This window comes from [Clostridium] symbiosum ATCC 14940, from assembly GCF_000466485.1.
GTDB classification, from domain to species: Bacteria; Bacillota; Clostridia; order Lachnospirales; family Lachnospiraceae; genus Otoolea; species Otoolea symbiosa.
On sequence record NZ_KE992995.1, the window covers coordinates 1 to 17,561 of the forward strand.

Below are 17,561 nucleotides of genomic sequence, written 5' to 3' on the forward strand. Positions count from 1 at the left end.
ACCACACCGGACATGGTCCGTTCCGGACGCGTCCCCCCAACCTCAGTTAAATCTCCATTTCGACTTATGGATCTACAGCAGTTTTAATCCTGCTTTTTTATTTCCCGAATCACATCCAGAACCGTCCCGTCCCTGTACTCGACAATGCAGGTGATTTTATCTGTGCATTCGATTGGTTTCGGTGTTCCCGTCAGTCCTTCGGCGGTTTGACGCAGTTCCTCGATTGTGACAAGCTTCAGGCTCGTCTTTTCCAGGTCTTCTTTTAATTCCTGATAATTTTTATGGTTCGGATTCAGCGCAATGCCCGCCTCCGTTATAACGACCGCCACCGTATCCCCCGGTGTACAGCAGGTAAATACTTTTTTCACAACCGACGGAATCCGCCCTCTTACAATCGGGAGCACGACTATGGAAATCTGCGCCCCTGCCGCCACATCGGGACCTCCCCCAAGGCCCCCCATCATCTCCCCGTTGGATCCGGTCAGGATATTGACGTTGAAATCAATGTCCACCTCCAGGGCCGCCAGAATGCCGAATGTCTCCCGGTTGAGCATGCATCCCTTTCTTGCCGGATTGGCATAGAGAGAATTATCAATCTCGATGATTCCCGGATAATCCACGATTGCCTTTGCGGCAACCGCGTCAAAAGACTGGGAGCAGGCCACGGTGCGGACCAGGCCTTTCTCGTGCATTTCCACAATCGCAGCGGGAATTCCGCCCAGGGCCATGGACGCTTTAACGCCCCGTTCCTCCATCTTTTCTTCCAGATATTTAGTACAGGCGATACTGATGGCTCCGGCTCCCGTCTGGAAGACGAATCCGTCTGTAAAACGTCTCGATGCCGCCATTACCTCAACCGCTCGTTTGGCTATCAGTAAATCCCTGGGATTTTTTGTAACCCGGGCCGCTCCCGCTCCGATTTTTGCCGTATCGCCGATGGAATCCACAACCACCACGTAGTCCACATACTCCTGGGAAATACTGATCGGAATACAGGGGTATTCCACCAGATGATCGGTAATGACGATCACCTTTCCCGCCGTCATCGCATCGATAAAGGAGTAACCCAGCGCGCCGCAGGCATTTGGCCCCACAAGGCCCGTCGCATTGCCGTAATCATCGGCCGCCGACGCGCCGATAAATGCCACGTCGATGGACAATTCCCCTGCCTCTATGGCTCTTGGCCTGGCTCCGTGGGGGCGCAGGATTACCGGTTCGTCCATAACTCCCCCCAACACTTCGTCGCCCAGTTCCCCTCTGATTCCGCTGGCCTCGATACTGGCGATTGTGCCGTCCTTCACGTAATCGACAATTGACGGGTTCTTAATATTGACAACTGCACTCGGAGCAAATTTAAGCCCTTTTATCCCCAGTTCTTTTATCACGCTCAATACGCGGCCAATCACCTGATCGCCCTCGCGGAAACTGTGGTGAAATGAAATCGTCATTCCATCCTTTAGTCCGCTGGCCTCAACCGCCGCTTTTAATCCCGGCTGCAATTTTTCTTCCCCCGGTTTCACGGTTGACAGTCGCCGGTTTGACATAACCGGCTGATCGGAAGAACAGTCTGAGTCGATTCCGGCAAAGGGCCTCACCTGATAGGTTCCTATCATTTCGGGAAGTTCTCTTCCAACTGCATTCTTAATCAAAATAACCACCTCCCGCATTCATCCCTGCTGCCCTGGCCTTTTCCAGTGTGGCTCTGGCCCTCAGCTCCATCGGTTTATCCAGCATGCTGCCGTCCAATGTGATAACGCCTTTCCCCATCCTGCTTCCTTCCTCCAGTGTCTGAAGCACGCGGACTGCATAGCGCACTTCCTTCTCGCTGGGAGCAAAGCAGGCATTCACCGCCTCAATCTGGCGGGGATGGATCACCGTCTTTCCGTCAAACCCGAGATTTCTGGAAAGTGCGGCGTCCTCTTTCAGTCCTTCCATATCGTTAATGTTGGAAAATACAATGTCAAGCGCGTCTATCCCGGCCTCGCGGCACGCCAGAAGCACTGCGTTGCGCGCATAGAATACTTCCATACCGGTTCTGGTTCTCAAAGCTCCCATGCTGGCCGTGAAATCTTCAGCCCCCAGCGCCATCGCTTCCACCCGCGGATCGGCCATGGCGATTTCCCTTGCGTTAAGAACTCCCATATAGGATTCGATATTACACCATAGTTTAATGCTGCCCTCCTCAATACCGGCTTTTTTCTCGATTTCCGATATCCGGGAAGCGATGGATTTCACTTCTTTTCCGTATTCTACCTTGGGAATTCGGATGGCGTCCGGCCTGGCCCTGACAACGGCCTCCAAGTCCTCTTCTATATACTCAGAATAAATGCCGTTGACGCGAACCACCACATACTTGTCTTTAGGCCTGTGGTAACGCAGCGCATTGCATACCAGGAATCTTGCCGAATCCTTTTCCGCTGCCGATACAGAGTCTTCGAGATCATAAACCAGACAGTCCTCCTCGTAAAATGCCGCCTGGATCATATTAACCGGGCTGGAGGCGCTGGCGTAGAGAGACGTCCTTTTTAAGCCGCTCCTTTTCCCTGTTTTGCCGGCATCCACTTTTATGCTGTTTTCCATAGCGCGTCCTCCTTCGACCAGTCGTATTGCTCCCCGGAGGCTCTGAGTATGACGGCCTGCATCCGGGAACGTATCACGCAATCGAGCGCCCCCTTGTCCACCAGGCTGATATCAGCGTCCCTTACTTCAAACTCATTCAGAACCTCCTGCACTGTCCTGATAATCTCGTCGCCGAAAATCGTTTTCACGACACTGTCCAGCTCTATCCGGATTCCATTTCCTTCATTTGGCCTGATTGTAATCTGCACATCGCTGGATTCCAGTGTTCCGCAGACGGCCGGTTTTTTTATAAGCATAGGTTCCTCCCTCTTAAAAATACAGTGTTTGCCTGTTATGTGGCTCTCCGCACCTCTAAAAACATAAAACGCTTTGCGGAACACAGGCTGTGAATCGTAACTTCAGTATAACACTCTTGTGATATAATTAAAAATATATGTTTAAGATGTTTCACATAAGTATTTCATATTCCGTCCGCGTTGAATTTAAAAATGGCCGCTGCAATCGCATATAAAATGAATCACTTCATTCCTTTGCAATTGCAGCGGCCATTCATAAAAATCACTACAGCAGTTTATTCACCGTCTCCATCACCGCTTCCCCAAGCTTTGCTGCTTTTACATCCGCATCCTCCAGGGAAGAACCTTTCACGCCCAGATAAAACTTAATCTTTGGTTCCGTACCGGACGGTCTTACGCAGAGCCATGCATTGTCTTCCAGATCGTAATAAAGGACATTGGAGGATGGGAGGCCGGTCGGCTCCACCGCTCCGGTCGTCATATCTTTCACCGTACCCGCATTATAATCTCTTGCCGAAAGAACCTTATACCCGCCGATCTCTGCCGGGGTGTTGGAACGGAAATATTCCATGATTTCCTGGATTTTAGCCAGTCCTTCAATTCCCTTAAGGCCGATGGCCTGTACTTCGTCTTTATAGTAGCCGTATTTCTCATACATCTCTACCATAGCGTCCCAGAGGGTCATTCCCTTTTCTTTATAATAAGCGGCGGCCTCACAGAGCGCTGCTGTCGCTGAGATTGCGTCCTTATCACGGGCATAGGTGCCGATCAGGCAGCCATAGCTCTCTTCCATGCCAAACAGATACGTTCCTTTTCCTGTCTTCTCATTCTCAAGAACCCTCTGGCCGATCCATTTAAATCCGGTCAGAACCTCAACAAGCTCCACACCGTAATATTTCGCCACGGCATCCACCAGATTTGTCGTTACGATTGATTTAACCACCTGGCCGTCGGCCGGAATCTCTCCCTTTGCCTTCTTCTGGCTCAGCACATATTCGCAGAGCAGGGAGCCCGACATATTTCCTGTCAGCGGGATATATTCACCTGACTTTGTATCTTTGACATAGACGCCAAGACGGTCGGCATCCGGATCGGTAGCCAGAACCAAATCGGCGTTCTTCTCCTTCGCAAGCTTCAGTCCCAGCTCAAAGGCTTCCTTTGCCTCCGGGTTCGGATAGCTCACGGTCGGGAATTCCCCATCCGGCAGCTCCTGTTCCGGCACTACGAAAACATGGGTAAAGCCCAGCTCCTTCATTACACGGCGGGCCGGAATGTTGCCGGTTCCGTGCAGCGGTGTGTAGACAATGGTAATCTGATCCTGCATCTTATCGATAGCCCCCTGGTTTACCACCTGGGCCTTCACCTGGGCTATGTATTTATCGTCAATCTCCTGCCCGATAATCTGATAGTTTCCGGACGTCCTGGCACTCTGTGCGTCTGTCGTCCTGACAGTGGACAGATCGGTGATCGCCATAACCTCTTCCGTTACGCCTTTATCATGAGGCGGCGTAAACTGGGCGCCATCCTCCCAGTAAACCTTGTATCCGTTATACTCCGGCGGGTTGTGGCTGGCAGTAATATTGATACCTGCGATACAGCCCAGCTCCCGCACTGCGAAAGAAAGCTCCGGGGTCGGTCGGAGTGATTCAAACTTATATGCTTTAATTCCATTGGCCGCCAGAGTCAGAGCCGCTTCCTCGGCAAATTCAGGTGACATGCGGCGGGAATCGTATGCGATTGCAACGCCCTTGCCGGCTCCTCCCTGTTTGATAATGTAATTAGCCAGTCCCTGTGTCGCCCTGCGGACTGTGTAAATATTCATACGGTTGATTCCTGCGCCAATAATACCGCGAAGGCCGGCCGTACCGAATTCCAGATCCATGTAAAACCGCTCTTTGATTTCATTTTCATCACCGGCGATATTTCTTAATTCTTCTTTTGTCGCCTCGTCAAAGTATGGATTATCCAGCCACTCTTTATAAATCTTCATGTAATCCTTCATATAAGATACTCCTCCTGTACATTTGTTGAGATCTTCGCGCAAAATGAACTCTTACCCAAAGCACCTCGCGGGACAGCGTCTCCCACTCCTATGGGGCATACTGCCGGTGAGCAGTATAATCTGCCGCACTCTAACCATAATTATAGTATACTTCCCTCAAAAAATAAAGTTATTTTGAATGCGCTGCCGCCAATGATTCCGTCATCTGATATGTTTCAGGAATTCATTTCTGTCCTTCTGCTGGATTTCCAGATTCTGCAGCTTCTCGACGTTTCTGGACGGGATCCATGCCTTGTTCGCATTGTAATAAAAGTTGAGCTGTTTCCAGTATTTTTCAGGGTACAGGAACAGATAGTATAGATATTCCCGCTCCTTCTCCCCCATTGTCAGGACTCTGTCATAGGAATTTAAAAGGCGCATTCCCAGCTTCATATTCCAGCCGTGCTTTTCCATGGCTTTTCTTATAAAATGGTAAAGATCCGCCACCTGAACCCCCAGATGCATTTTATTAAATTCAATCACCGCCGTGTATCCCGGCCCCATCAGAATATGGTGCTGGTTCAGCTCACCGTGGCAGAGATAATGTTCGGGCGCTCCCGTTTCACTCACCATTCTCCCCAGTCCTTCACAGGCTTCCAGGGCCTGTTCGTAAAACATTGAAAAATTTCCCATCACACAAAGTTCGAAATCTGATTTCTTCCGCTTGGAGCTGATAAAATTCCTAGTGCGCCGAAGCTCCCTGTTATGGCGTTCCATCTCTTCCGTCATTGGTTCCGATAATATGGAGCCTAAGTTCCAATCATCTTTTGTCTCTATCTTCCTGAGAGCTTTGTGCAGACGCGCAATCTGTGACACAGCGCCTGTAATCTCCTCCTCATCCCGGATGTTGCATTCTCTGTCCGAAAACCAGTCCTTTACCACATACCGGCAGCCGTCTCCGGCCGTTGAGAGCAGTTCGCCCTCCTTATTTCTGATATACTGATCGACAAAACAGCTTCCGCCCTCCTGAAGTGACCGGAGAACCTCCTCTTCAAATTCCAGGCGTTTTACCGTCCCTTTATATTCACGGAGCAGCTTCAGCCCTTTGTCGGTTTCGCAGACCCAGGCTCCCCTGCCTCTGCGAAACGCCTTGATTTCAAGTTCATATTGCTCTAAAACTTCCGTATTTCTGTCGTTCACGCTTCACCCCTCCAGACAACTTTCTTTTAAGCTACTTCTAGGGTATGTTCTCTTTTCCATAAATATGTACCGGACATGCCATAGATTTATAGTATTGACAAATCTCCCTGAAGGTATTATAGTTTCTTTTTGAACAGTTCAATAATAAACTTCAAACAAGGAGGGAACATCGATTGCTTGCAACACCCGGCAGATTTTTTGAAAAATTTCAGAAGATGGATAAGGTATACCGCAGGTTCTATCAGCACGAGCTGGCAGAGTACCAGTTTACTCCAAATGAGATCGCTGTTATTTTATTTTTGTATAACAACGCCCCGGATCTTGATACCGCCACCGACATCGTCCGCTGCAAAGGCATCTCCAAAGGACTGGTCGCGCGATCCGTGGATTCGCTTTGCAGGGAGGGGTATCTGACAGCCGTCCGCGAACCGGCCGACCGGAGGATCATGCACCTGAAGCTCAGTGAAAAGAGCCGGCCGATCACGGAACGGATTGCGGTCAAGCAAAAAGAGCTGGCCGGTAAAATTGAATGCGGTATCACACCGGAGGAGCTTCGTATCACATCCGCTACTCTGGATAAACTGCTTATTAATACAGAACAATTATTAAAGGGGAAAGAAAATCATGCTGAATAATTCCACATCAAAGAATGCCGGTTCCGGCATTTCAAAGGAGGCCGACTTAGGCCATGACAAGATAGGAAAACTGCTTTTTAACCTGGCGTTTCCCGCCATCCTGGCACAAATCATTAATGTATTATATAATATGGTAGACCGGATGTATATCGGCCATATTGAACATATCGGGCCAGATGCCCTGACCGGCGTAGGTGTTACGATGCCGGTTATCATGTGTATCTCCGCCTTCGCCGCTCTGGTGAGCATGGGAGGCGCTCCCAGGGCTTCCATTATGATGGGAAAGGGGAGAAATGATCAGGCAGAAAAGATTTTGGGCAATTGTACCTCCATGCTCTTAATTATCTCCATCACCCTGACCACCCTCTTCCTCCTGTTCGGCCGTTCCGTGCTGCTGATGTTCGGAGCCAGCGAAAAGACAATCGTATACGCATGGGCCTACATGGAAATCTACGCGTGCGGCACGATTTTCGTTCAGCTTGCGCTGGGACTCAATGCTTTTATCAATGCACAGGGCTATGCGAAAATCGGCATGATGACGGTTGCCATCGGCGCCGTATGCAATATTATACTTGACCCTATTTTCATCTTCGCACTGAATATGGGCGTACGGGGCGCCGCCTGGGCCACAATTATCTCACAGGCCGTATCCTGTATCTGGATCCTCAAGTTCCTGACCGGCAAAAAAAGTCTTCTGAAAATCAAACTTCAGAATATGAAGCTCGATCCGGGCATCATCGGCACCTGCGTATCGCTGGGCCTTGCGCCTTTTATCATGCAGTTTACCGAGAGTGTGCTGTCCGTCTGCTTTAACACCAGCCTGTTAAAATACGGCGGGGATATCGCGGTCGGTGCGATGACGATCCTGACCAGCGTTATGCAGTTTTCCATGCTGCCGCTTCAGGGCCTGACCCAGGGCGCACAGCCGATTATCAGCTTTAATTACGGGGCCGGCAATATCGACCGTGTGAAAAAGGCCTTCCACCTGCTTCTGCGTTCCTCCATCTGCTACGCCGCAATTTTATGGTCCATCTGTATGTTTGCACCAAGAGTATTTATCGCCATCTTCACAAGCAATGCGGAGCTGACACAGTTTACTGTCTGGGCAATGCGTATCTATATGGCCGCATCCCTGATTTTCAGTATCCAGATCGCCTGCCAGCAGACCTTCATCGCCCTGGGCAATGCGAAAACCTCTGTTTTTCTTGCCCTGCTGCGGAAAGTTCTGCTGTTAATTCCACTGATTTTCATCCTGCCGCAGTTTATCAGCAACCAGGTTCTGGCCGTGTTTATAGCGGAACCGATTGCGGATATTATCGCGGTCAGTACAACGGCGATTCTGTTTACAAGAGAATATAAGCGCCTTGGCAAATATGAAAGCGAAGCTGCTTAACAGCATAAGACAAAATCCCGCGAGCGGTTTTAATTTGACAGGAGAGCTTTCCTGTTAAACGATAACCTGCGTGGTCCGCGCACAGGTCACCGCCTTCAATGATAAAAAGCTCAGGGAACACAGGTTGAATCACCTGGTTCCCTGAGCTTTTAGCTGTCTCCCGCACTACTGAAATACAGGGAATGAAGGCTAAAACTTGAAACAGATTCCGTCGATTGCCGCCGTGCCTGCTTTGGTCAGCACACCGCCTCCGCCGTCTACCCGGCTGGTTCCTCCGGGGAAGAACTGTCCGTCCTTCTTCATAATGCCGTTCGGCATCACGAGAAGCACTCCAAAATCTGTTGTTCCGGCTATTTTATGGCCTCTGGCCTCCAGAAGCTTCACCGTGTCAGGCGAGAATCCTTCCTCCAGCTCGAGGCCCTGATCTCTGGTCAGGCAGCACATGTGGGGGGTTTTGACTGCCGAATCCATCATCATGCCGTAGTCCAGCGTGTTGATAATCAACTGGAGCGTGCTGGTGATAATTCTCGGTCCGCCTGCGCTTCCCACGGCCAGAACCGGTTCCCCGTCCTTCAGTACGATAGTCGGGGACATGCTGGAAAGAGGCGTTTTTCCGGGACGCACCGCATTGGCCATACCGTAGGCAAGGCCCTGCGTTGTCCTGACTCCCACTTTGGGACTGAAATCGGCCATTGTATTATTCATTATGAAGCCTCTGCCCGGAATTACTACTCCGCAGCCCCACCAGTTGCGGATCGTCTGGGTTTGTACAAATACATTGCCATACTTGTCCATCACGGAAAAATGGGAGGTACAGCCTCTGTATTCTTTCGCATCGATCCCTTCCGTCGGAGCGTATTCCCCGGCCCTGTTCATGTCAATCCTGGACGCCAGCTCCTTTGCATACTCTTTGGAAATGATTTTGTCAACCTGTACCTCCACAAAATCAGGATCTCCCATTGCCACGGAACGATCGGCAAACATCAGCTTCATCGTCTCTGCCAGCACATGGGTGCTGTCCGCCGAATGAAAGCCCATTTTCTCCAAATCAAACTGTTCCAGAATATTCAGCATCTGTATAATATGGCTGCCCCCGGAGGACGGCGGAGCCATCGAAACCACATCATATCCTCTGTAGGTTCCCCTGACCGGCATTCGTTCGATTGGGGTGCATTTTTCCAGATCCTCTTTTACCAGGATGCCTTTATGCTTTTGTACGTGCTTCACAATATCATCGGCAACAGGCCCGATATAGAACCAATCCACTCCGTTCCTGGCCACGCCCTCCAGCGTATCCGCAAGATCCGGATTTGTGATAATCTCACCATATTCCCTTGGTTTTCCTTCATTCAGATAAAGCTCAGCAAAACCCTCATACTCCGCTTTATTATGTTCCGCCTCCGGCGTGTTTGAAATTCTCGCATAAGCAAAACCGCAGGCAAATCCTTCGCGGCACAGCCGGATGGCCGGCTCTGAAACTTCCTTCCAGGTCATTGTCCCGTATTTTTTAAGGACATTATCCATGGCGCGGTAGAAAGTGGGAACGGCTGTGGCGCGGCCGGAAAACTCGGTCAGGTTCAAATCCACCCCGCCGTCCTCATCCAGGAACATATCCTGCCAGGCTCCCAGAGGGGCGACGCCCCGCGCGTCCACGGCAAAAAATTCATTTGATTCTTTATGGTACACGATATGGAAACAGCCTCCGCCGATTCCGCTGTGATATGGCTCCACGACTCCCAGAACCAGGGATACGGCCACAGCGGCGTCAATGGCATTTCCGCCTTTTTTCATCATTTCCAGGCCTGCGGCGGCAGCATACGGGTTATTGCAGCTCACCGCTCCCTCCGTCCCGGCGGCATGGGGCTTGTACATTGCAATTTCGGAAACTTCCTTTCCAAGATATGGTCTGTTTGGCATACTATTCTCTCCTTTTATATCAGGCTTTCGCCGTATCTTCTTTCGATGTGAGAAGCGTCACTATAATTCCCGCCGTATAGCTGGCAATAATTACAGGATATACGATATTGATTTTCGCATTCAAGCCGAGAATGACCCAGGCTACCGCTACAATAATACCCACCAATGTACTGGCGGTGGCTGTCTTTGAATTCACCTTTTTCCAGAGGATTCCGATAATTACGCAGAAGCTGAACGGAGCCGTAACGCTGTAGGTCAGCGTAAGGAACAAATCGGTTAGCTGTGCGGACGGAATCAGGAATCCGGGAATCAGGGTGAAGAATGCCAGGATGATGGTGCCCCAGCGGGATACATTCAGAATCTGCCTGTCGGACGCCTTTGTGTTAATCTGTGTTTTATATATGTTGGTAAGAATCGTTCCCGTAGCCATCATCATCGTAGCCATCGTGGCTGCAATAATCATTGTACATACGGCAAAGATGATACCTGCATATAGAGGGGAACTGAATTCCTTAACCGTCCAGGCGAATGCCGTTGCACCGTCACCCAGTCCGTCGTTTGCCGCGCGTCCCATCATGCCTACAATGGCCGTCAGGATACAGATAGGAGCTGCAAAAATATATCCGATAATACAGCCGTTACGGCTGGCCTTTGCATCCCTGGCCGCAAGTACCGGCTGAAGCACCGACTGCATAACGGCCGAACTTAAGGCGCCGCCGACGGCCCAGGCAAATATCTGCTGTGTCGGCATAGCCGGTACAATCAGTTTATCGTAATCCTTTGGAAGCTGCGATATCAGTCCGCCGTAACCGCCAAAGCCGGCCAGATTCTTCACGACGAAGATAATCAGCAGCACATAGGTGGAAATACAAACAATACGACCGATCGCCGAAGATCCTTTCATTCCTGCAAAGCCGGTGTAGACAGCTGCGATGGTTACGCCGCAGACCATGGCGGCCGCAGAGTTAAAACTCGGGATTACAATCTGGATAATGGAAGCAATTGTCTTAAGCTGTATCGGAATATAAATACATCCGAATATCACCCAGATGTATGACTGGAGCCTGGCCAGGGGAGTGGAATATCTTCTGGCAAGAAAATCCGGAAGAGCCTCGCTGACCATATTTTCACGAAGTACCTTGGACAAAGCCCCCACCAGCAGGAAATAGACGCCTCCTGCAATGGAATACCAGCAGCCCGCAATACCCATGGTATAGCCGTTCTGCGCCGCTCCCACAATGCTCATGCCGCCAATCTGCCATGCGCCGAGAACGGCTCCGATGGCAAAGGCACCCATGGTCTTGTCTCCGCCGGACCACTGGCTGGAGCTGGTGATTTTTGTTCCTGCATAAATACCGACCCCGATAATCAATACGAACGTAATAATCCATGTTGCTACTAACATATAACGACCTCCTCTTTTCTTTTCCGCTTCAGCTTAAAGCATGTTTAATCTGCTTCGGCTCCTCCCCCGCCGCGCGGCCTTCCAGCCGCTTAATGTATTCTCCCGGGCACAGGCCGGTCATCTTGCGGAATATTCTGTTAAAATGAGACTGATCATAAAAATCCATCTGATGGGACATTTCTGTCAGAGAGCACTCCTTATTATCCGACAACTGACGTATTGCACTTTGCAGACAAATCTGAAGGCTCAGTTGCTTTGGTGTAATCCCCACATTTTTCAGCACCAGTTTCTGGAGCGTCCTGGCCGTATAGCCGTATCGATCCTCCAGTTCCTTCATCCTAACTGCCCTTCTGTTTTGTATCATATATCCGGCGATGGAGGCAGCCATCTTTTCATCACTGTCCCTTCTTCCCGTCTTTTTCGCCTGGCACTGATCTAAAAACCTCCGAAGCAGCAGGGAATGTTCCTGTTCACTGTCCACCGCATTGATCCCCTCCATCGTAGACAGAGCCCATGGGAAAACGTCTTCCAGCTTAAATCCCTCAGGCGGCACCTCATCGGCTGGAATCCCAGTGGCCCAGGTAAAGCTTCCCGGAATAAACTGTACCATTAATACATTTTCAATCCCGTACAGCGGTATTTCCTTTTTTTCCGGCAGAACGCCGAACACATAAGCCGACGCATCTTTCTCCTTAACCGAAAATACAAGGCCCAGCTGGCCTACTCCGGGAATACAGTCAAGACCGGAGTGTCCCTGGTTTACATTGTAGCGCATAAGCCTGAGGTTAAAATCTTCCATGCAGAGCAGTGAATTTTCTCTCTGTTTTGTCACCTCCCAAAATGGCTGCTGAGAAAAAAAGTTCCTTTCACCCATCATTCCTGTCATCTTCATAACAGCCCCCTTTCCCATGATTCTAGCAGTTCGTAATAGGCGGCAATAGGAAAAATCGGAAATAAATCCCGTTTTCCTCCTGTTTCCGACCGCTTTCCCCTAATTTTGCCGTATCGTCCGCCACAATATCCACACCGCTGCCGCAGATATCGCATACGATTACGTCGTAGCATTTCACAGGTGCCTTTACTGGTTTTTTTTGACCTCCTCGGCCGGACGTCCGCATCCTGCAGAACTTCGCAGGCATCGTCCTTTATCTGTCTTAAGTTTTCCTCCGGGTCATGCTCTACCCGGCCCGGCCTGTTGTTATGTGTATCTATGGTTACTTTTCTTGCTATTTAAATGTATGTCCCAATATAGCACATTTAAATACGGTTCGATATCCGCAGAATATACAAAACTTTTTCCTGTTTTCTAAGCCTGCACGCTCCGCGCCAGGTCATCGCCATCATTAAGAAAGAATCCCGCTCGTGGGATGATTCTCCGCCTGCGGCGGGTCGCTTCGTCGACATAATTCCCTGCCGCCGCAGGCATTGGCTCACTTAGCGAGTGTAACGAGCTTAGTGAACAAGCCCTCTTTAGAGTTGCACTCCTCCGCGGAGCGGTTTTTATTTAACAGGAGAGCTTTCCTGTAAAATAAAAACGGCCTGCACGAATATTGTGCAAACCGCTTATTAAATAGATATTATGATGTTGGGGTCAAAAGGTCTTTTGACCCCTTTGAAACCGGATTGCTCCGCACTGCGTGCTCTCGCGGATTATAGCCTGCCGGACAGTTATCAGCCCCTGTTTAATTCATCTTTTCCTCCCTGTCAAGCTCTCGCAGAAGGCTGATCTGCAGCACCAGACATACAAGAAAAGAAATGGCGTCGGCCAGCGGCTGCGCAATTTGAATTCCTAAAATTCCGATTAAAGGCGGCATCAGCAGCACGCCCGGGATCAGAAATACGCCCTGTCTCGACACTCCCATAAAAGAAGCGCGGAACATCTTTCCCGTAGTCTGCATCATCATATTGCTGATCATGACCCAGCCGTTGAGGCCGTATGTAAGGCACTGGAGCCGCAGCGCTTTGACACCGATTTCCAATACCTGCGCATCGCCCTTTCTGAACAGCTGTATCAAAAACGGGGCGGCCGCAAATTCCACTGTGGCCAGTATCAGAAGAAACACAGTCCCGATTTTCACGCAGAACCAGAATCCCTTCTTCACCCGCCCATACAGCTTTGCCCCATAGTTAAATCCACAGACGGGCTGAAATCCCTGGCCGAAACCAAGAAGTATGGAATTCGTGAAATTGGTGATCCTTGATACAATCGCCATAGCCGCGATTGCGGCATCACCGTAGGGACGGGCGGCCGTATTCAGGCATATCATGGCAATTCCGGATATAGACTGCCTGCACAGGGACGGCAGGCCGCCGTTTACTATCATCTTATAGAAATAACGTGAGGGCCTGAAATTCCGGAATCTTATCAGAACATTACCTGCCCTGCGGATTCCCCAGTACAGCAGGCAGAAGCTGACGAACTGGCTGATAATCGTAGCCAGGGCGGCTCCTGAAATCCCCATATTAAACCCGAATATCAAAATCGGATCCAGGACTATATTGATAAGGGCGCCTGTCGTAAGGCCAATCATCCCATAGAATGCACTTCCCTCAAAGCGGAGCTGGTTGTTCAGAACCAGCGAGGCCGCCATATAAGGCGCTCCTATCAGGATAAATTTGAGATAATCCATGGCATATGGCAGGATTGTTTCCGTGGAGCCCAGCAAAATGCAGAGGGGCTTCAGGAAAATAAGTCCTGTTGCGGCTATTAACGCTCCGCCGATAAGCGCAGAATAAAATCCGACTGCAGCCAGCCGTTCCGCCTTATCTGTCTCCTGCCTGCCGAGAAGACGTGAAATATTATTCCCTGAGCCCTGGCCAAAGAAAAATCCGACTGCCTGTATAGCAGCCATCACGGCAAATGCAATTCCCACCGCACCGGATGCACTGGTGCTGATTTTGCCGATAAAAAAGGTATCGGCCATATTATAAAACGTCGTAATCAGGTTGCTGATAATCGTCGGGACTGCCAGCCTGCAAATCAGGCTTTCCACCGGCGTCTGCGTCATCTGAATATATTTTGCGTCCAGATTTGCCTCGCTCATCCATTCACTCCTTCCCGAACCTACTCTTCTGTATCTTTTTTCACTGCCATATTAAGCAGATATTCTTTTTCATTGCATTCCGGATGTTTCAGCACGTACAGGAACAGCCTTTGTAAAATATTTCCCATATCCGGCCCCGGCCTTACTCCGGCGGCTATCAGGTCCTTTCCGGTTACCGCCATATCCCTCATCCGGATACAGTCACCCCTGCTGCGGACTGCCTCCGCCGTTTTTCTGATACGTCCTGTCCCCGCAGCCTCCTCCGGAAGCAAACTCTCTTTCAGCAGCAGCAGCTCGTCGAACCGGCCGTCCTCCATACTGCTCATAACTTCCCTTACTTTGCAGTCATCCTCCTGCAGTTCTTCTGAAAACCACCTTACCAGAGTCTTAACTCTGTCCGTCGTATCATTATCCATTTTCAATTCTTTCAGGATTTGGGCGGCACAGTCCTCCCCTCCATACGAAAGAAATGCGGCCCAGCGGAGAGACTTTCTAGCCGGCAGTCCGGATGCCCTCATACAAGCTTCCCTCACCCTGCCGATGTTGGTTCCAAACACCGAGTGAAAACCCGCCGATATATAAGGGCTCATCCCCGTCTCTTCCACCAGCAGAATACGTTCGGGATGGTCCGACAGCAGTGTTTTTGTCAGCTCCGCCTGGATCCTCTCTTTGCTCACGTTGGCCAGATTCGGGGCAATCACGGTCAGTGCGGCATAGGTTTCATCTTCTATTGTAAAGTTCAACTGGGCTGAGAACCGGATGGCACGCAGAATCCGGAGAGCATCTTCGGTAAACCGCTCCACGGCATTGCCGACACAGCGGACGACACCCTCCTTCAAATCTTTCATGCCGCCGAAAATATCCACTATCCCCGTCTCATGACTGTAAGCCATCGCATTGATAGTAAAATCACGGCGTCTCAGATCCTCTTTCAAATCCGAGGTAAAGGCCACCTCCTTCGGGTGTCTTGCATCCTCGTACTCGCCGTCGATCCGGTAAGTCGTAATTTCATAACCGACATGCTCCCGCATTACCGTTACAGTTCCATGCTGAAGCCCTGTATCGATTGTCTTCCCAAACACCTTTTTGACCTGCTCCGGCCTGGCGGATGTGGTGATATCCCAGTCCCCGGGGACTCTGCCAAGGAGCGTGTCCCTGACACAGCCGCCGACGGCAAAAGCCTCGTAGCCGTCTGCTCTAAGCCCGGCAAGAATCTCCTCTACCTGTTTCGGTATTATTATCTGCACATTCTAAGCTCCCTTCTGTCCAATCTCCATGATTCCCTGCAGCCGCCTGCGCAAACCGGCCGTAAAAAAACCGGGGCAAAACATCTGCATGCCCTGTCCCGGTCTGTTTCTATGTTTCATCCCACATTCTCTCTGCCGGATGGAGCGCCAGAACGTGTCTGAATTGCTTTCCGTCAGATATGCGTCCCACTTTCCGGGAGGTTTGCCCCGAATGAATTATCAAACACGCTTTAGTATGCTTTCCCCCAATATACCATCTTTGTCGCAGGTTTACCACAGCATACGCACTTATCCGATAAAGTTTCCTGTGCAAAAGGCATACAGCGTGATGTGACGCCCACCGACTCTTTAAGCTGATCTTCACACTCCTGGCAGCCGCACCACATGGCCTTGATAAAGCCCGGCTTATGATCCGCCAGTTCCTTCATCTCTTCCATGTTGACAGCCTCATACGTATGAGCCTCGCGATGTGCCTTTGCCCTTTCCAGCATATCGTGCTGGATTGTGCCGAGAAGCTCTGCTACTTTTTCATTTATCTCATCCAGGGAAACGGTTATCTTCTCGTGTGTATCGCGGCGCACTAAAACTGCCTGGTTCTCCGCCAGATCTCTTGGTCCAATCTCCACACGCACCGGTATTCCGCGCATCTCGGATTCACTGAATTTCCATCCCGGAGATTTGTCGGAATCATCCACCTTCACTTTGAAACCGGAGAGAACTTCCTTCAGCTCATATGCCTTATCAAGAACTCCCTCCTTGTTCTGCTGGATCGGAACAATCATAACCTGAACGGGAGCTATCCTCGGAGGAAGCACCAGTCCGTTATCATCACCATGTACCATAATAATAGCACCAATCAGGCGAGTTGTCATGCCCCATGATGTCTGATGAACGTATTTTAACTGATTATCTTTGTCAAGATACTGGATTTCGAATGCTTTGGCGAATCCGTCCCCAAAGTTATGGCTGGTTCCGGACTGCAGGGCCTTGCCGTCATGCATCAGGGCCTCGATTGTATAAGTCGCCTCCGCACCGGCAAATTTTTCTTTATCTGTCTTTTTACCGCGTACAACCGGCATGGCAAGAACTTCCTCACAGAAATCGGCATAGAGATTCAGCATCAGCTCTGTTCTCTCTTCTGCCTGCTCCGCCGTAGCATGAGCCGTGTGGCCTTCCTGCCATAAGAATTCTCTGGAGCGGAGGAACGGTCTTGTTGTTTTCTCCCAGCGGACAACCGAACACCACTGGTTATATAATCTCGGAAGATCCCGGTAGGACTGGATATCTCTTGCATAAAAATCGCAGAACAGCGTCTCAGATGTCGGTCTTACGCACATCCTCTCCTGAAGAGGCTCAAGGCCTCCCATGGTTACCCAGGCAACCTCAGGGGCAAATCCCTCCACATGATCCTTCTCTTTTTCCAGAAGGCTCTCGGGGATAAACATAGGCATATACACGTTCTGCACGCCCGTCTCTTTAAATCTTCTGTCCAGTTCATTCTGGATATTCTCCCAGATAGCATATCCGGCCGGTTTGATAACCATGCATCCCTTTACGCTGGAATAATCGATTAATTCAGCTTTCTTTACCACATCCGTGTACCACTGTGCAAAATCCACATCCATGGATGTGATGGCTTCCACTAATTTTTTGTCCTTTGCCATGACAATTCTCCTCTCATTTTTCCTTCCCCCCGCAGTGCGATCCTCCGCGGAGCGGTTTTTATTTAACAGGAACGACATAATTCCCTGCCGCCGCAGTGCGATCCCCCGCGGAGCGGTTTTTATTTAACAGGGGTACTTTCCTGTAAATTAAGAAAGAATCCCGCCCGCGGGATTCTCCGCCTGCGGCGGGTCGCTTCGG

At 50.3% G+C, this 17,561-nt stretch carries 14 protein-coding genes; 3 read left to right on the plus strand and 11 right to left on the minus strand.

The window, feature by feature from the left end; translation table 11 throughout:
• Positions 1-83: 83 nt before the first annotated feature.
• The 5 genes from citF to CLOSYM_RS17370 all read right to left on the minus strand — a co-directional run bounded on the left by citF (position 84) and on the right by CLOSYM_RS17370 (position 6,057).
• On the minus strand, positions 84-1,649 hold the full coding sequence (gene citF, locus CLOSYM_RS17350; RefSeq protein WP_330362921.1) for a citrate lyase subunit alpha: 1,566 nt from the start codon (positions 1,647-1,649) through the stop codon (positions 84-86).
• A complete protein-coding gene (locus tag CLOSYM_RS17355; RefSeq protein WP_021643118.1) occupies positions 1,642-2,580 on the minus strand; it encodes an HpcH/HpaI aldolase/citrate lyase family protein in 939 nt (312 codons plus the stop codon). The genes citF and CLOSYM_RS17355 overlap by 8 nt, the downstream gene beginning before the upstream one ends.
• A complete protein-coding gene (gene citD, locus CLOSYM_RS17360; RefSeq protein WP_003502640.1) occupies positions 2,565-2,876 on the minus strand; it encodes a citrate lyase acyl carrier protein in 312 nt (103 codons plus the stop codon). Before citD ends, CLOSYM_RS17355 begins: the two co-directional genes overlap by 16 nt.
• Before the next feature lie 265 nt (positions 2,877-3,141).
• The gene (locus tag CLOSYM_RS17365) at positions 3,142-4,878 is read right to left on the minus strand and encodes a phospho-sugar mutase (RefSeq protein WP_021643120.1); all 1,737 of its coding nucleotides are present in this window, start codon (positions 4,876-4,878) and stop codon (positions 3,142-3,144) included.
• Positions 4,879-5,079: 201 nt separating this feature from the next.
• A complete protein-coding gene (locus CLOSYM_RS17370; RefSeq protein ID WP_003502638.1) occupies positions 5,080-6,057 on the minus strand; it encodes a protein kinase family protein in 978 nt (325 codons plus the stop codon).
• A gap of 173 nt (positions 6,058-6,230) precedes the next feature.
• Here CLOSYM_RS17370 and CLOSYM_RS17375 point away from each other — a divergent pair, with 173 nt between their 5' ends.
• Together CLOSYM_RS17375 and CLOSYM_RS17380 are read left to right on the plus strand one after the other, a co-directional pair.
• A complete protein-coding gene (locus CLOSYM_RS17375; protein ID WP_003502637.1) occupies positions 6,231-6,692 on the plus strand; it encodes a MarR family winged helix-turn-helix transcriptional regulator in 462 nt (153 codons plus the stop codon).
• Positions 6,682-8,085 (plus strand): MATE family efflux transporter, encoded by a 1,404-nt coding sequence (locus CLOSYM_RS17380; RefSeq protein ID WP_009297151.1) that lies wholly within the window; start codon positions 6,682-6,684, stop codon positions 8,083-8,085. The genes CLOSYM_RS17375 and CLOSYM_RS17380 overlap by 11 nt, the downstream gene beginning before the upstream one ends.
• 189 nt (positions 8,086-8,274) lie before the next feature.
• On the opposite strand, the gene ggt is transcribed toward CLOSYM_RS17380, so the two are convergent.
• The 5 genes from ggt to CLOSYM_RS17410 all read right to left on the minus strand — a co-directional run bounded on the left by ggt (position 8,275) and on the right by CLOSYM_RS17410 (position 15,698).
• Positions 8,275-10,002 (minus strand): gamma-glutamyltransferase, encoded by a 1,728-nt coding sequence (gene ggt, locus CLOSYM_RS17385; RefSeq protein WP_021643121.1) that lies wholly within the window; start codon positions 10,000-10,002, stop codon positions 8,275-8,277.
• Positions 10,003-10,021: 19 nt separating this feature from the next.
• Positions 10,022-11,407 carry a sodium:solute symporter family protein gene (locus CLOSYM_RS17390; protein ID WP_021643122.1) on the minus strand — a complete coding sequence of 462 codons (1,386 nt, stop codon included), beginning with the start codon at positions 11,405-11,407 and terminating at the stop codon, positions 10,022-10,024.
• 28 nt (positions 11,408-11,435) lie between these two features.
• Entirely contained in the window at positions 11,436-12,299 is an 864-nt protein-coding gene (locus CLOSYM_RS17395; RefSeq protein ID WP_242828698.1) for a helix-turn-helix domain-containing protein, read from the minus strand.
• Between the two features lie 790 nt (positions 12,300-13,089).
• The gene (locus tag CLOSYM_RS17405) at positions 13,090-14,451 is read right to left on the minus strand and encodes an MATE family efflux transporter (RefSeq protein WP_003509686.1); all 1,362 of its coding nucleotides are present in this window, start codon (positions 14,449-14,451) and stop codon (positions 13,090-13,092) included.
• Between the two features lie 20 nt (positions 14,452-14,471).
• Positions 14,472-15,698, minus strand: coding sequence for a CCA tRNA nucleotidyltransferase (locus CLOSYM_RS17410; protein WP_003509687.1), 1,227 nt, complete (start codon positions 15,696-15,698; stop codon positions 14,472-14,474).
• Positions 15,699-15,860: 162 nt separating this feature from the next.
• Between CLOSYM_RS17410 and CLOSYM_RS24360 the strand changes: the two genes are divergently transcribed.
• Positions 15,861-15,932, plus strand: coding sequence for a hypothetical protein (locus tag CLOSYM_RS24360; protein ID WP_465239727.1), 72 nt, complete (start codon positions 15,861-15,863; stop codon positions 15,930-15,932).
• On the opposite strand, the gene proS is transcribed toward CLOSYM_RS24360, so the two are convergent.
• Positions 15,929-17,362 carry a proline--tRNA ligase gene (proS, locus tag CLOSYM_RS17415; RefSeq protein ID WP_003509690.1) on the minus strand — a complete coding sequence of 478 codons (1,434 nt, stop codon included), beginning with the start codon at positions 17,360-17,362 and terminating at the stop codon, positions 15,929-15,931. The genes CLOSYM_RS24360 and proS overlap by 4 nt on opposite strands.
• Between the last annotated feature and the right edge of the window lie 199 nt (positions 17,363-17,561).

What these genes read in the sequence shown, in the direction of transcription:
- CLOSYM_RS17355 (WP_021643118.1), bottom strand. Translation starts at nt 2,580, where the DNA reads ATGGAAAACAGCATAAAAGTGGATGCCGGCAAAACAGGGAAAAGGAGC.
- citD (WP_003502640.1), bottom strand. Translation starts at nt 2,876, where the DNA reads ATGCTTATAAAAAAACCGGCCGTCTGCGGAACACTGGAATCCAGCGAT.
- CLOSYM_RS17365 (WP_021643120.1), bottom strand. Translation starts at nt 4,878, where the DNA reads ATGAAGGATTACATGAAGATTTATAAAGAGTGGCTGGATAATCCATAC.
- CLOSYM_RS17380 (WP_009297151.1), top strand. Translation starts at nt 6,682, where the DNA reads ATGCTGAATAATTCCACATCAAAGAATGCCGGTTCCGGCATTTCAAAG.
- ggt (WP_021643121.1), bottom strand. Translation starts at nt 10,002, where the DNA reads ATGCCAAACAGACCATATCTTGGAAAGGAAGTTTCCGAAATTGCAATG.
- CLOSYM_RS17390 (WP_021643122.1), bottom strand. Translation starts at nt 11,407, where the DNA reads ATGTTAGTAGCAACATGGATTATTACGTTCGTATTGATTATCGGGGTC.
- CLOSYM_RS17395 (WP_242828698.1), bottom strand. Translation starts at nt 12,299, where the DNA reads ATGAAGATGACAGGAATGATGGGTGAAAGGAACTTTTTTTCTCAGCAG.
- CLOSYM_RS17405 (WP_003509686.1), bottom strand. Translation starts at nt 14,451, where the DNA reads ATGAGCGAGGCAAATCTGGACGCAAAATATATTCAGATGACGCAGACG.
- proS (WP_003509690.1), bottom strand. Translation starts at nt 17,362, where the DNA reads ATGGCAAAGGACAAAAAATTAGTGGAAGCCATCACATCCATGGATGTG.